Source organism: Neptuniibacter sp. SY11_33, from assembly GCF_047778025.1.
Taxonomy (GTDB): domain Bacteria; phylum Pseudomonadota; class Gammaproteobacteria; order Pseudomonadales; family Balneatricaceae; genus Neptuniibacter.
The window spans coordinates 520,574-535,944 of sequence record NZ_CP180543.1 but is presented as its reverse complement, the minus strand read 5'-3'; the positions used below and the strand labels follow the sequence as shown (position 1 = coordinate 535,944).

11 protein-coding genes and 5 tRNA genes are annotated in these 15,371 nt (G+C 44.9%); 11 read left to right on the top strand and 5 right to left on the bottom strand.

Translation table 11 applies throughout. The features are described from left to right. The first annotated feature begins 9 nt into the window (after positions 1 to 9). From lolB to ACMXYV_RS02245, 11 genes are all read left to right on the top strand, one after another. The gene (gene lolB / locus ACMXYV_RS02295) at positions 10 to 597 is read left to right on the top strand and encodes a lipoprotein insertase outer membrane protein LolB (protein WP_415890169.1); all 588 of its coding nucleotides are present in this window, start codon (positions 10 to 12) and stop codon (positions 595 to 597) included. Between the two features lie 176 nt (positions 598 to 773). Then, a tRNA-Gln gene (locus tag ACMXYV_RS02290) sits at positions 774 to 848 on the top strand. Between the two features lie 64 nt (positions 849 to 912). Beyond that, positions 913 to 1,854, top strand: a complete 942-nt coding sequence (locus ACMXYV_RS02285; RefSeq protein WP_415883375.1) for a ribose-phosphate pyrophosphokinase — start codon at positions 913 to 915, stop codon at positions 1,852 to 1,854. 117 nt (positions 1,855 to 1,971) lie between these two features. Beyond that, positions 1,972 to 2,562 carry a 50S ribosomal protein L25/general stress protein Ctc gene (locus ACMXYV_RS02280; RefSeq protein ID WP_415890168.1) on the top strand — a complete coding sequence of 197 codons (591 nt, stop codon included), beginning with the start codon at positions 1,972 to 1,974 and terminating at the stop codon, positions 2,560 to 2,562. An 18-nt stretch (positions 2,563 to 2,580) separates the two neighbouring features. Continuing rightward, the gene (pth, locus tag ACMXYV_RS02275) at positions 2,581 to 3,171 is read left to right on the top strand and encodes an aminoacyl-tRNA hydrolase (RefSeq protein WP_415883373.1); all 591 of its coding nucleotides are present in this window, start codon (positions 2,581 to 2,583) and stop codon (positions 3,169 to 3,171) included. Between the two features lie 20 nt (positions 3,172 to 3,191). Further along, the gene (ychF, locus tag ACMXYV_RS02270; protein WP_415890167.1) at positions 3,192 to 4,283 is read left to right on the top strand and encodes a redox-regulated ATPase YchF; all 1,092 of its coding nucleotides are present in this window, start codon (positions 3,192 to 3,194) and stop codon (positions 4,281 to 4,283) included. Positions 4,284 to 4,412: 129 nt separating this feature from the next. After that, a tRNA-Met gene (locus ACMXYV_RS02265) sits at positions 4,413 to 4,489 on the top strand. A 15-nt stretch (positions 4,490 to 4,504) separates the two neighbouring features. Continuing rightward, a tRNA-Gln gene (locus ACMXYV_RS02260) sits at positions 4,505 to 4,579 on the top strand. A gap of 33 nt (positions 4,580 to 4,612) precedes the next feature. Then, a tRNA-Met gene (locus ACMXYV_RS02255) sits at positions 4,613 to 4,689 on the top strand. 33 nt (positions 4,690 to 4,722) lie between these two features. After that, a tRNA-Gln gene (locus ACMXYV_RS02250) sits at positions 4,723 to 4,797 on the top strand. Positions 4,798 to 5,114: 317 nt separating this feature from the next. Further along, a complete protein-coding gene (locus ACMXYV_RS02245; RefSeq protein ID WP_415890166.1) occupies positions 5,115 to 7,256 on the top strand; it encodes an EAL domain-containing protein in 2,142 nt (713 codons plus the stop codon). Positions 7,257 to 7,291: 35 nt separating this feature from the next. Here the strand turns inward: ACMXYV_RS02245 and serB are convergent, their stop codons facing one another. The 5 genes from serB to ACMXYV_RS02220 all read right to left on the bottom strand — a co-directional run bounded on the left by serB (position 7,292) and on the right by ACMXYV_RS02220 (position 15,359). Next, on the bottom strand, positions 7,292 to 8,512 hold the full coding sequence (gene serB, locus ACMXYV_RS02240) for a phosphoserine phosphatase SerB (protein WP_415890165.1): 1,221 nt from the start codon (positions 8,510 to 8,512) through the stop codon (positions 7,292 to 7,294). Positions 8,513 to 8,583: 71 nt separating this feature from the next. Beyond that, positions 8,584 to 9,339, bottom strand: coding sequence for an efflux RND transporter periplasmic adaptor subunit (locus ACMXYV_RS02235; protein ID WP_415890164.1), 756 nt, complete (start codon positions 9,337 to 9,339; stop codon positions 8,584 to 8,586). An 11-nt stretch (positions 9,340 to 9,350) separates the two neighbouring features. After that, the gene (locus ACMXYV_RS02230) at positions 9,351 to 11,339 is read right to left on the bottom strand and encodes a preprotein translocase subunit SecA (RefSeq protein ID WP_415890163.1); all 1,989 of its coding nucleotides are present in this window, start codon (positions 11,337 to 11,339) and stop codon (positions 9,351 to 9,353) included. Next, positions 11,332 to 13,473 carry an efflux RND transporter periplasmic adaptor subunit gene (locus ACMXYV_RS02225; RefSeq protein WP_415890162.1) on the bottom strand — a complete coding sequence of 714 codons (2,142 nt, stop codon included), beginning with the start codon at positions 13,471 to 13,473 and terminating at the stop codon, positions 11,332 to 11,334. Before ACMXYV_RS02225 ends, ACMXYV_RS02230 begins: the two co-directional genes overlap by 8 nt. Before the next feature lie 11 nt (positions 13,474 to 13,484). Further along, on the bottom strand, positions 13,485 to 15,359 hold the full coding sequence (locus ACMXYV_RS02220) for an efflux RND transporter periplasmic adaptor subunit (protein WP_415890161.1): 1,875 nt from the start codon (positions 15,357 to 15,359) through the stop codon (positions 13,485 to 13,487). Between the last annotated feature and the right edge of the window lie 12 nt (positions 15,360 to 15,371).

Sequence of the window (15,371 nt, the reverse complement as noted above, 5' to 3'; positions counted from 1 at the left end):
TAGAAGTAGATGTTAAAAAAGTACCTCGCGCCTTTGCTGTTCCTATTCTTAGCAGGCTGTAGCTTACAAGAAACTCAGATACCAGCACCCAATGATATTTCTTGGGAAACTCGTCAAAGCCTACTTAAAGATATCTCTGACTGGGAAGCGAGCGGCAAGATAGGCATCCGCACACCAGAAGAGAGCCAATCAGCTAGCTTAAAATGGCTACAAGATGGCTCTGATTATCAGATAGATATCCGCGGACCTTGGGGACAAGGCGGTGCATCTATTGCGGGAAGCCCTCAAGAAGTTATCGTTGATATTGCCGGAGAAGGAACGTTTACAGGTACAAATCCTGAACAAATTCTCTATCAACAATGGGGGTGGGCACTACCTATTAGTGATATATTTTGGTGGATCAGGGGACTACCTTCGCCTCACTCACAATACGACCAAACCATCGTCGATGAAAAACTTACACAATTAACCCAACAAGATTGGAAAATTGAGTATCTTCGCTATAACCAGCAAACGCCCGCATTGCCAACTAAAATGCGCTTACAATACCGTGATTTGAAAGTCACCATTGTGATTAAAACCTGGATAAAACTGTAGCTGTATTAAAACCTCTCAACATTAATCGCGATCTTATTGGGCCATCACCGAAAGCCAGCTTTTACGCTCTCAATCCTAGTAGTTACTTCCCCTGCTTTAGTTTGACTTTTAACCACGAGTCTTGGATAATCTGCGCCTCTTTCAACGGGAGGCCGGTCCTCCAAGAGGAATAATGTTGGGGTATCGCCAAGCGGTAAGGCACTGGTTTCTGATACCAGTATGCGGAGGTTCGAATCCTCCTACCCCAGCCAAATGCCTATGAACGGTTCCCGATCTATAGATTCCGAACAAATTACAATCGAAAAGGTGCACGCCGTGTCCAAGATGATGGTCTTCACTGGCAACGCTAACCCTGATCTGGCGAGAAAAGTAGTTGATCGCCTAGATATTCCTATGGGTAAAGCGAATGTTGGTCGTTTTAGTGATGGCGAAGTAAGCGTTGAGATTCAGGAAAACGTACGTGGTAAAGACGTATTTATTATCCAGTCTACTTGCGCGCCAACTAACGACAACCTGATGGAGCTGATTGTACTAGCCGACGCTCTTCGTCGCGCTTCTGCTTCACGTATCACAGCTGTTGTACCTTACTTCGGCTATGCACGTCAGGATCGACGTCCACGCTCTGCTCGTGTACCTATCACTGCAAAAGTAGTTGCAGATATGATGGATGCTATCGGCATCGACCGCGTACTGACAGTTGATCTTCACGCTGACCAGATTCAGGGCTTCTTCTCTGTACCTGTAGATAACGTTTACGGCTCACCTGTTCTACTAGACGACATCGTCGATCAGGAATACGACAACATCTTAGTTGTTTCTCCAGACGTTGGCGGCGTAGTTCGTGCCCGCGCAGTTGCTAAGCAACTTGATTGCGACCTAGCAATCATCGACAAGCGTCGTGAGCGTGCAAACGAATCACAAGTAATGAATATCATTGGTGATGTTGAAGGCCGTACTTGCGTACTGGTTGATGACATGTGTGATACTGCTGGCACGCTTTGCAAAGCAGCTAAGGCACTTAAAGATAACGGTGCAGCACGCGTTGTAGCTTACGCGACTCACGCCGTACTTTCTGGCCCAGCAGTAAGCAACATCACTAATTCTGATCTAGATGAATTTGTTGTAACTGATACGATTCCACTGTCTGAATCGGCATCTAAGTGCGACAAAATTCGTCAGCTAACACTAGCTCCGCTTCTAGCTGAAGCCGTGCGCCGTGTTTGCAATGAAGAATCCATCAGCGCGATGTTCCGCTAAGGGCGACACGCTGATATAGCAACTTACTCAATTTCGAGTAAGTTTTTCCACCCTCGGGTGATTGCTGTAAAGCCTGGTCGCAAGGTTTTACAGCTTATTTATTTAAAGGTATTAAAAATGTCTAACTTTGTAGTTAATGCAGTAGCACGTGCTGACGAAGGGAAAGGTGCGAGCCGCCGCCTACGTCGCGAAGGTCTAGTTCCTGGTATCGTTTTTGGTGGTGACAAGCGTAAGAAGCCCGCTTCTATCTCTGTTCCTAACAACGAACTAGTTAAAATGCTAGAAGACGACGCGTTCTTCTCTTCTATCCTAACTCTGTCTTTGGACGGTAAAGAAGAGCAAGTGATCATTAAAGATCTACAACGTCACCCTGCTAAACCAGTTGTACTGCACGCTGACTTCCAGCGCGTTACAAAATCCAACAAGATCAAGATCACTGTTCCTGTTGCATTCTCTGGCTTCGAATCTTCTCCTGCTTCTAAAGCAGCATGCAAATTCGCAGCTGAGAAAAACACTGTAGAAGTTCTATGCCTACCGGCTAACCTTCCAGAGACTCTGGTTGTTGACCTTTCTGCATGTGATTCTGATCAGGTACTTCACCTGTCCGATATCACTCTTCCTGAAGGCGTTGAGATTGTTTCTCTACGTCGTGGCGGTGACCACGATCAGGGTATCGGTTACGTATACGCGCCTCGCGGCAGCAAGTAATCGGTACAAGCAACCAGCATGAAAGACAAGATCCAGCTCATCGTTGGCCTGGGTAACCCAGGCGATAAGTATGCGCAAACCCGTCACAATGCTGGTGCTGAGTTTGTCGAGCAGCTTGCTGCTCGACATCTCGCCCCCCTAAAGCCCGAAAAGAAGTACCACGGGCTCTATTCTAAAGCTCAGATTGGCAACCAAGTTATCCATCTTTTGGTTCCTACAACGTTTATGAATCTGAGTGGCCAGGCTGTAGCAGCACTGGCAAGCTTCTACAAAATTCCACCCGAAGCGATCTTAGTCGCTCATGATGAGCTCGATATTCCACCAGGCATTGCAAAATTTAAGCAAGGTGGCGGCCATGGTGGTCATAATGGTTTGCGCGATATCATCAGCAAACTAGGTAACAACAAAAATTTCTACCGTTTACGCCTTGGCATTGGCCACCCAGGTCACAGCAGTCAAGTAAGCGGTTTTGTTCTGAAAAAAGCTCCAGCTAAAGAACGTGATGCCACAATGGCAGCTATCGATGAAGCGGAACGCTATCTGGAGCTAGCCATTGCCGGTGACTGGAACAAAGCAATGAACCAGTTACACAGTTTTTCAGCTAGCTAGATTACTCACAGGATTCAATCATGGGTTTTAAATGCGGTATTGTAGGCCTACCTAACGTAGGTAAATCGACTCTTTTCAATGCGCTAACAAAAAACGGCATTGCGGCAGAAAATTTTCCTTTCTGCACCATTGAGCCGAATGCAGGCACAGTATCTATGCCTGACCCGCGTTTAGACAAGCTTACTGCGATTGTTAATCCAGAGCGTACGGTTCCAACAGCGATGGAATTCGTAGATATTGCTGGTCTGGTTGCTGGCGCCTCTAAAGGTGAAGGCCTAGGTAATAAATTCTTGGCAAACATCCGCGAAACAGACGCAATTGCTCACGTTGTTCGTTGCTTCGAAGATGAAAACGTAATCCACGTAGCCAACAAGATTGACCCTCTATCTGATATCGAAACAATTAACCTTGAGCTAGCGCTTGCTGACTTAGAATCCTGCGAAAAACAGCTTCAGCGCATCCAGAAGCTAGCGAAAGGTGGCGATAAAGAAGCGGTTGCTCAAAAAGCAATGCTTGAACGAGTGATACCTCATCTAGAAGAAGGCAAGCCAGTTCGTGGTTTAGGCCTTGATGAAGATGAGATGAAAATCGTTAAAGGCTTCCATCTTCTTACCGTAAAACCAACGATGTACATTGCGAACGTTGATGAAGATGGTTTTGAAGACAATGCTCACTTAGATACAGTTAAAGAGCTAGCTGCATCGGAAAATGCCGGTGTAGTAGTGGTATGCAACAAGTTGGAAGCCGAGATCTCTGAGCTAGATGATGAAGAGCGCGATGAGTTCCTAGCGGACTTAGGTATGGAAGAGCCTGGATTAGACCGCGTAATCCGCGCAGGTTACGAATTATTAGGCCTACAAACCTACTTTACTGCTGGCGTTCAGGAAGTTCGTGCTTGGACCGTAAAGGTAGGTGCAACAGCTCCACAAGCTGCTGGTGTTATCCACACTGACTTCGAGAAAGGCTTTATCCGTGCAGAAGTTGTAAGCTACGATGATTTTGTTGAGCATGACGGCGAAAATGGCGCTAAAGACGCAGGCCGCTGGAGACTTGAAGGTAAAGATTACATCGTTCAAGACGGCGATGTAGTGCATTTCCGCTTCAACGTTTAAGCAGACAACTGTACAAAAAAAAACCGGCTTCTCTAGCCGGTTTTTTTTATTCAAAAATTCCTGAAATTTCATGCAGTAATCTATTGACACCCCCGCCCGAAAGTAGAATAATGCGCGCCTCTGAGACGTGGCAATATAGCTCAGTTGGTTAGAGCATCGCATTCATAATGCGAGGGTCGCAGGTTCGAGTCCCGCTATTGCCACCATGTTTCAGTCTATGCTGGGGTATCGCCAAGCGGTAAGGCAACGGGTTTTGATCTCGTCATGCGGAGGTTCGAATCCTCCTACCCCAGCCACTATTGAGCTTAACTCTCTGAGTTAATCTGAGTGGCAATATAGCTCAGTTGGTTAGAGCATCGCATTCATAATGCGAGGGTCGCAGGTTCGAGTCCCGCTATTGCCACCATGCTCTACAAAGAAAGTGTGCTCAAATCTTAGTTGGGGTATCGCCAAGCGGTAAGGCAACGGGTTTTGATCTCGTCATGCGGAGGTTCGAATCCTCCTACCCCAGCCACTTTCTTCTTGCCTACAATCACACAACAATAGATGTGTGAACATTGGATCAGTTCGATCTAACTTGTAACAACTTTAAAGCATTATTCAGAGCTCCTAGCTCCCTGCACTTAAAACTTAGCCATCCTTATTTCAACTCAGCTTTTAATCTGTTTCATCTTCATTCTGCTCATTTTTATCTTCTATAATTAATACTCTGCATCTGTTGAACGCTTCTGTGATGCCAAACAACAACTAATGCAATTTTAAGTTATACATTCGTTTAAATTAATATATTCTCTGTTTATAAGGATTTAGCGAGCAGGAGATAAATCAGGCATGTCTGAAGTTATTGATATTGACGGAAACGCCCTACTGGAAAAATATGGCAATGGGCAACAGACTCGCAAGCAACGCCTGAGAAAAAATGTTCAGCTTTTATTTCTTGGTCTTAGCGCCGAAGAAACCGCTCCTCTGATCACTCTTTTAAGAACTTCACGTATCTCTCCTCGCGGCAAACAGGTTAATACCGAGCAAGAGTTCCTAGACGCTCTAGGTGAACGTTCGTGGGATCTTATCCTTTGTACAATAGATAGAGGTGAATTCACCTCAAAGCTCGCCATCAGTCATCTCAAGCGTTTAGACAAAGACATTCCTGTAATACAGATTATCCCTAGTTCGGACAGCCAGTTACTGTTACAAGGATTAAAGAGCCATATACAAGCAGTTGTTCCTCTCGACGAGAAAGAGCTTGTCCTGATTAATGTTCGTCGGGAACTAGATCAACTCGATTACCGAAGACGTTTACGAAAAGCCGAAGCTGCATTGGCCGAAGCAGAAAAACGTTCACAGCAGTTAATGGACAGTTCACGTAACCCGATTGTTTGCTGTGACCAACAGCAGATCATCTATTGCAATGATAGCTTCCTTGAACAGTTCGGTTTAGATTCTAAGAAAAAGGCTATGAATAAGCCTCTTGTTGATTTCTTTGCATTTGACGATCGACCTGAATTCACTGAACAGCTTAACTCTCTTGAAGAGGGAAATAGCAGTGATTTGATTCTACAGTTATCAGCACAACGCAGTGATCATTCAGAATTCACCGCTAACATGGAGCTTTCCCGCTCAGATTATAATGGCTCCGTTATTACACGCATCTTGTTTCATCTTGATGAGAACAGCCATCACCATCTACTTAGTGAAGATCTCGATTTCGTATCTGGTCTATTCAATAAAGATTATCTACACAAGCAATTGGAACAGGTAACCCAAAAAGCACTGCGTGGTGGTAACGACCGATGCTTGATGTATATAGAGTTAGACCAACTCGATCAGATTAAGAGCAAGTTTAGTCATGAAGGCAGCGACCAGCTTATTCGTGACGTTTCAGCTTTACTCGGTAAGAAAGTAAACAAAGCACATCTATTAACTCATCCGGCGGAAAATGCGTTTGTCATTATCTTTAACGATCCAAACATGACAACAGCTGAAAGCTTTGCTGAACAGCTACGCGAAAAGGTCGCCAATGTACGATCCAATATCGCCGGTGTCGATGTACAGTCAACTTGTACGATCGGTTTGGTAGCAATTACCGATAGCACACCTCCACCTATTGAATTACTCAACCGAGCTAAAGCCGCTATATGCAACTTACGCGAAGAAACCCCTCAAGGAGATGGCGTACGCATCCATATCCCAGAGGCAGCATTATCTGAACAAGAAGAAGATGAGTTTGATAAGCTAAGAAAAGCAGTAGATAACAATCAGTTCAAGCTATTGTTCCAACCTATCGTTAACCTTACCGCTGATGATCAAACGCACCATCATTATGAAGCATTACTACGCTTAGTGAATGATGATGAAGATGAGCTATCCCCTAACGATTTCATGAGTGCTATTAGCGATGCAGAAACTGCTGTTAAAGTTGATCGCTGGGTGATCGAGAATTGCCTGAAGCAGTTGAAGAAGACCCTAAACCAAGAACATAAGAATGTAATCTTCATTAACATCTCTGCTCATGCATTAGGAGAGCAAAAGTTATTAACTTGGCTTTCGGGGGTACTACGGAAAAACAATATTCCGGCAGAAAGACTTGTCTTCCAGATTAGTGAATCTGATATATCCATCGCCCCTAAACAAGCACAAAGCTTCGTAGAAAAACTAACCCGTATTCATAGTCGCACTTGCATTAAACACTTTGGGAGTGTGCCTAATTCCCAAAACGTTCTATCTACGCTTCATTCAGACTACATCAAACTCGATGGCGCTTATATTTCTGAACTAGGCTCAGACCCAGAACATGATGAAGAGTTCTTTAGCATGGTTCAGCAACTGAGCAGCCTAGATAAGATATCTATTGCGCCACTTGTAGAGAATACCAAGACGATGGCAAACCTGTGGAAAGCAGGAATCGACTATGTGCAGGGATACTACCTTCAGCCTCCAAGGGAAAAGATGGATTACGACTTTTTTGCCGAATAATAAAAAAGCCGCTAAACAGCGGCTTTTTTATTGTTTTACTTTTGCACTGTATCCCGGTCCCTAAAACCAATCAGATACAAGATGCCATCAAGACCTAAAGTAGAGATAGCCTGTTTCGCACTTTCACGAACCAAAGGTTTAGCACGGAATGCGATACCTAATCCAGCAATAGAGAGCATAGGTAGGTCATTAGCACCGTCACCAACGGCTATCGTTTGCTCTAAGCTAACACCTTCTTTTGCAGCAATTTCGCGTAACAATTCGGCTTTACGCTCACCATTTACAACGGTGCCTTTAACTTCACCTGTAACTTTGCCATCAGCATCGATATCAAGCTCGTTGGCATATACATAATCAAAGCCAAGCTTCTTCTGTAGGTGGGAAGCAAAGTAGTTAAAACCGCCTGATAAAATAGCTGTTTTAAAGCCAAGTGCTTTCAAGTTAGACACCAACTCTTCCGCGCCTTCAGTCATCGGTAGACGTTCTGCAATTTGATCCAGCACCGACACATCCAAGCCTTTTAATAGGGCCATTCGACGCTTAAAGCTTTCATTAAAATCGATCTCGCCACGCATAGCCGCTTCAGTGATCTCTGATACCTGATCACCCACACCTGCTTCTTTAGCTAGCTCGTCAATAACTTCAGCTTCAATCAACGTAGAGTCCATATCAAACACAACTAAACGGCGATTGCGGCGATAGATATTGTCTTCTTGGAAAGCGATATCTACATCTAGATCGCTGGCAGTATTAAGGAACTCAGCTTTAAGTTTCTCAGCATCAGCAGGCGCGCCACGTACCGAAAATTCCACACATGCTTTGGTCTGGTCAGAGGTTTCATCCAAACTGATTCGACCTGATAGACGATTGATATTATCGATGTTCAGCCCATGACTCGCTGCGATTTCGGTCACACGTGCAATATGCTTAGAACTCAATTTACGAGACAACAACGTAATGATATGACGAGATTTACCCTGCCCTTCAACCCACTGTTCATAGTTCTCTTCTTCCACGGGCTGGAAGCGGATATTCATGTTGAGCTCGTGCGCTTTAAATAGAATATCTCTTAGCAGTGGCGAGGATTCAGCCGATTTAGGTACTTCAATCAAGATACCCAAAGACAAGGTATCGTGGATCACCGCCTGACCAATATCCAAAATATTGATCTCAAACTGCGCCAAAATATTTGTGATCGCTGAAGTCACTCCCGGTTTATCTTCACCGGAAATATTGAGCAAAATAATCTCTTTCATTGAAAGGGTTCCAAAGGAATCTTTAATTGCTGCCGATTATAACAAAGCCAGATTACAGGGCCTATTCATTATCACTCAGAAGCAGGCTGTAAAGGGCTAAACTCAACCCTACATTTCAAACCAGCAGGCAGTAATTGATCTTTATTCGGGATCTCCACACTGATAGCAAACGTACTACTTGCAGCATCAATAAGAGGGTCCACTCGATTCACTTTACCTTCATAAGCCTGTTCTGGACGCCCTTCAGCATATAAAGTGATAGGCATGCCTTTTTCGATCTGACCATAATATTGCGACCGTATAATTACTTCTGCATGAAGAGGATCAAGTGAGACAATTTTCAAAAACGGCTGATCATCAACAAGTTCTCCAGGTTCAAGTAAACGCTCAACCACAACGCCATTGATTGGACTTTTCGTTTGGCGCAGAGATAAACGTACATAAGATTCGCTGGCTGTAAGCTCAGCCAAACGCTGCTCTGTTAACATTTCATCGCGTTCATGATCAGACAACAGGCCTTTTTTATACAACACCTCATTACGCTTTACTTTACGCTTAGCAAAATCTACACGTGCTCGGGCTGTCGCTAAAGCTGCTCGCTCTAGACGAGAGTTAAGTTTCATTACGACTTGGTCTTTTTTAACTTTATCGCCACGCCCTAAACTTAACTCACTAATTACGCCTGATACTTCACTACTCAGTTCAATCTCTTTGCTCGGCTCGAGCAAACAACTCAACTGGCCATCGTTTAATTGATTATGCTCAACCGCACTTACCAGAGGCGAAACACCGAGAAGTAAAACCAATAGTGGAGAAATATATTTCATATCAAAAAAACCTAAACTTTACTGCTAGTAAAAGATAATATTTCGCGCTGACGTTCATCTTGCTTTAACAAATCCGCACGCATACGCGCATGATCTGCCTCGAGTTGCTTTTGGGCCCTGCGCATTAATTTCAACAGCAGCCAGTTTTTAAACCCTTTTGGAAGCGGCCATTTAAAGAGACGCTTTAAATAATTAGAGAATTGTTCAGACAATATAGAGTCTTCTAGAGACAAGATGACTTCAAAGCTACCCTGATCGCCTTGACGCGCACAGCGACCTTCTAGCTGTCGATCTATCCGTGATGCTTCATGCAATTCGGTTAAAACCACATGTAGTCCACCTGCTGACTCTACCTCATCATTTAGCTTTATATCGGTACCGCGTCCAGCCATATTGGTCGCAATAGTAACACAACCTGGGTCACCCGCATTCGCGACAATTTCAGCCTCTAACTGATCTTGTTTAGCATTTAATAACTGATGCTGCACATCCATCGCCTGCAAACTTTGGCTTAATAATTCCGAAGCAGCAACAGAATGTGTTCCAACGAGAGAAGGGCGTTGTGCTTTGTGTAGAACTTTGATCTGTTCCGCAACCTTTTGCCACTTATCCCTCTCGTCTAAATAGACATTTGCCCCAAGTTTCTTTCTGCGGCTTGGTTTATTGGTCGGGATAAATACCACTGGCAATCCATAAACTTGCCATAACTCTGAGGAAACCTCTTTTGCAGTACCTGTCATGCCACCTAGATGATGATAAAAACGAAAGAAGTTCTGAAAACTGATTCGCGCTAGCGTCTCACGAGGATTACTAAGCTCACAACCCTCTTTAATTTCAATCAGTTGGTGCAAACCTCGCTCCCAACTTCGATCTTCCATCACACGCCCAGTGTGCTCATCAACAATTAGAATTTTTTCATCTTTAACAAGATAATGTTTATCTCGAATAAACAGATGCAACGCTGTAAGTGCTTGGAAAACTAATTCAAGACAACGTACTCGCCCCACCCAAAAAGGCCCTAGTCCATCGGTTAACTGCAGTACATACATTTCACCATCATCTGTAAAAGCAACGCGGCGCTCTCTCAGGTTCACCTCATAATGCTTATCTAACTCCAGCTCAGCAGCAATTGCCATCGCCTGCTGATATACCTCTTGCTGCTCCTCTTGCTCAATCTCAGGGCCCGAAATAATCAGCGGCGTTCTAGCTTCATCTAATAAAACGCTATCTGCTTCATCGACAATAGCGAAATGGAGTCCACGGAGCATCAAGCCATCGAGCATCTGTTGATTGCCCTTTAAACGTTCAGCATGCAAATTAAGCTTATGCTGCTTGCCCTCTAGAACAATGCTGTCTTTAAGGTAATCGAACACCAATTCTTTGTTGGTACAGTAAACGACATCTTTAGCATAGATATCTCGCCTCTCCATAGGAGACAGGCCATGGACAATAACACCAATATCAAGACCCAAGCGGGTATAAATTGGCGTCATTTCCTCGGCATCTCGAGCTGTAAGATAATCGTTAACAGTAACTACATGGACAGGCACTCCAGCAAAAGCCGCTGTCGCTGCAGAAAGTGTGGCAGTCAGGGTCTTACCCTCCCCCGTTTGCATCTCTGCAATATTGCCATGAAACATCGCTAAGCCACCAAGTAGTTGGCTGTCAAAATGCTTCATACCAAGGGTTCTACCTGCAACCTCACGCACCAAGGCAAAGCTTTTGATCATCAGTGCAGACGTTATGCCCTGTTTAAACAAAGCCTGTCTAATCTCAGCGATATGAATATCTAACTGCTCATCGGATAGGCCTTCAAGCTTTCGAGCTTCTTTATGGATGGACGGCAAAAAACGTTTATAGGCCTTAAGGGACGCTCGAAACGGACGATTTAGATAAGCAGAGAGGCTATGTGACCAGCGCTCCATCCGATCCTGTTTGTGGAGGAAAAGCTGAGGACGCTCCAAAACAGTTTGAGGCAGTCGTTGAGGCCTTTTATACATCAAACTGCCTCAAGAACACACGTCGCACTGCACGATACCAACGATAGACCAGAGGCTCTGCATCATGCTCTATAAGCACATAAACACGTTCATCATAGCGGTGCTTTGGCGCATCAATAACAGATAAATCGATTCGAAAATGGCTACGAAAACTCTTCAAACCATCTTCACTTTTCGGGTCAGGCGCAATACGCCCACCACCATCAGTACTTAACACCTTACTCGGCAGCTGCTGAGTTGTAGCAGGCAGTGCTCGAACAATTTCACCTGCATAGGTTTCATTTGGATTAGAGGCAAATCGCAGCTCAACTGAACGATTCTGCGTGCGCACCTGATCTATCTCGTCCTCAGAAACCATTGCAACTAAGGATAGCTGGTTATAATCCACGACATATCCAATCAACTCACCACGGTGGACATAGCGCCCCAAAATTCGATGGGCAGCGGGGACAACAAATTCACCGGAAGCAGAGCTATATAGATCAACACCTTTAATACGTTCTAGCGCCCTCTGATATTCGCGCTTAATAAACCGTAATTCTTCTCGTAAGATTTCACTGGCCGCGCGGTCTCTTAAGCTAGCTTCCAGTCTAATTTCAGCTTCAGCTATCTGGGCTTTAAGCACGTCTACTTTAGCTTCAAGATCGGGTGCTGAAAGCTTTAGTAATAGCTGCCCTTCGACCACAGACTTACCAGAAGGCACTTCTAAAGATTCGACGAAGCCAGAAACTTGCGAGCGAACATACGCATCTTGAGGCACCCATAAAACACCTTCGGTCTGCGTTTTATATGGCACGGGTAAAAAGCCTATCAACGCGACCACCGTACCGAGAAGCAGCGCAGAAATGGTAAGCACTCGTCCCTTCTTACTTCTTAGTTCAGGATCCGTTGCGGGTTTAGTAATTGTTTTAAGTACTGGCATAAGGAGGGTTGCCCAAATTGACCAAAACGCGAGAAGGCTACCAATCACAAAGTATTGCGTTGCGACAAACAAGGCAATCGCAACCATAACAAACAATCGGTAAATATACGCAGCAGAAGCATAGCAAGCTAGCCAAGCTCCTTCACTGGTGGAGTTAGCAGGCGCAGTGAGTTTCTTGACGCCATAAAGGTACTTTTTAGTTAGATAAGCTACCTGGCTGTTACCTCTAGACGCTAAATTAGGTATTTCTAGGAAATCTGCAAGAACATAGTAAGCATCAAATCGAAGTAGTGGATTACCGTTAAACAGCAAAGTAGAAAATCCGCCGATCAGCATGGTATTAAACGCGACCGCTCGAACGATACCCGGTTCAGCCAAAACCCACACCATCATCGCGATTGCTGCAACCATTAACTCGACCATAATACCGATCGCGCCCACCAGCATACGCTGATATTTATTCCTAAATGCAGTTGCCGCACTGGCATCCACATAAGGCACGGGGAACAATACCAGTAACATCACTCCCACTTCATGCACTTCACCCCCCCAGCGCTTTACAGCGTAAGCATGGCCAAGCTCATGAATCACTTTTACAAAGGGATATACCAAGGCGATCAGCAAAAGGTTTTCGACCGCTAAAACTCGGTCGCTAATATTCTCGGTTAGCGCCCCCCAATGGACAATCGACAGTGTCAGACCAAACAGTACGATCGCTGCCCAAAGAAATAAACCAAACCAAGAATAAAACGGCCGAACTAGCCACATGGTTGAGGACAAGAATCCCTCTGGGTCCATCATGGGGATACGGACGCTCAATGGGGATTTTAGCTGCTGGATAATCTTCTTCTGTGCTTGTTCTCGTCTTCGGACTTGTAGCTCTTCAATATCAGGCAGAATATCGGATTGAATAACATTCGCACGGTTTAGCTGTGCCACCAATTGTATGACTTCATCCTGAGTCGGCATACCATCGCCTAAGCGCTTACACGCCACATCCCAGATCTGCTGCAATGTCCTTCGGCCATCCATCAAACCGATGATTTGGTAAGCTTCAGGGGAAAAACGTTGGAACTGGCCAGTCACATGGTCTTGTAGCACATACCAAGTTTTACCTCGGTATTGATGCCGATGAATATCCGCATGCTTACGCATACGGATCTTAAGCTCAGCTACGCGGTACCATGAGGCACTAAACAGAGAAACAGACACTATGCCTCCCGCTAGCCCCACCAAGACCAGACTTTAAGACGCATCCATTCCTGCATCTCTCGAGTCCAAATCGACAAAAGGTTACGTTCATCGATGTAGATTTTTCCCACACCTTCCATACCTGGTTGCAACTGCAGAGATTCACCTTGTAACGATGCTTCTACTACAAAGAAAGTCGCTCCATCTTTGGCTTCAGTTAGAGGCGTAATCTTCGTCACTACAAACTCAAATGGCGTTTCAGGTAATGCAGATAGGTGCAATGTGCCATCTTGACCAATAAGGACATCGGCAATACGACTCTCTTTCACCAAAAGATTAATACGGTAAAAATGCAATGGTGACACTTCGAAGAGCACCTCACCTTTCTGCACTGCCCCACCTAGCCTCTGACTGAGGTCACCACTGACAATCAGACCATCAAATGGTGATAGGAGCTTAGCACGCTCCAATTGGCTATTTACCAAATCTAACTGCGCTTTGATCTGAGTTTGCTGCGCGTTGATGATATTAAGCTTAGCACGATCATGGAACGCTAAAGCTTCTTGATACTGTCGATTAAGCTTGGCTTCTTCACTTAGCCATTTAAGGCGCTCTAGATGTAAGTCTCGATCATCCAGTTGCACTAACATCTGGTCTTTCTTAACCACATCTCCCGCACGATGAACCGCAGAGTGGATATACCCATCATAAGGTGCCGCTATGACCCGCTGAATATAGCTATCCAACTTGGCATCTGCTGACAGGCGGTAACTACCTTGAGCAACAGAGAAAAAGATGATCAAAGCAGCACTTAGAATAAAGAGTAATTTGCGGCCTAAGTAACCGGCACCAAAAAGCCTTGAAAATTGAGTTTTTCCAGAATCCCAAACTTTCAGCAACAACGCTCTATCATTCAGGCGCTTGTCCTCTAATGCAGGAATCACCAACGCAGCAATACTCTCGCACTGAGCCACTTCCTGCTCGGTAAATGGTATATCGGGATTTCTTTCAAAGGTCAGCGCGCCAACAATATTGTTTGCCACATAGAGAGGTACACTGAGTACAACCGCATCCCCTTGTTGTTGCGATAGTTTTGCATGAGCTATCACTACCGAACTACTTTCTAAATCAGGATTTGGATATACCACAGACTGCTGTTGGTCTATCGCCTCATCCATCACCTCTTCAATACAGCGAATTAGGTTCATTCGCTTACCAAATTGAGTGCTATGGGATAAGTGTAAAACCTTGGAATGGCCTTTTTGACAGTTACCTAAAGACACTCGATCGCAGTTCAGCATTACAGCGAGCTCAGTTACCAAACGCATTGCTGAACTAGCGTAATCAGGTTCCGACTGAACACTGGCTAAGAAATCGATACTTCTTTCTAAACTATCATCTTTGGTTAAGCGCTGTTGCTTTTCCAACCGTAATTTCAAAACTTCTAAAGCCGAACCTCCAAGCTCCAAAAGCTGCATCGCACGTTTGAGTTCCTGCTCTGATGATACTGCGACAGCAACGGTCGCAACGGCAATCAGTTCATCATCCAAAATGATTGGATAACCAATCGCAAAAATTTCATGCCCAGGAACGCTCGCAGGTAAAGCGGTTACTAGGGCCGAACGATTGTTAATAATCTCTTCCGCTAATCCATGTAGATCCGCTAGTGCTCCTGAATCCTGAGGCCAGATAGCCATAGGGTGGTAGGTATTATCACCTTCATCTAATGGCGCTAGAACTAAAGCAGATTGCGCCCCATCAATCAGGGAACACTGAGAATCCAGCCACTCCTGATAAAAGTTGGCAGGCTGTTGCGAATAGGTATCGAAGATAACTGATGTACCTTGCTGCGTTTCTAGCGAACTAGAAGAATCTTGTGGATGTTTTGTGTCTAACTGATTGTCCATGGCTGAGCAGGC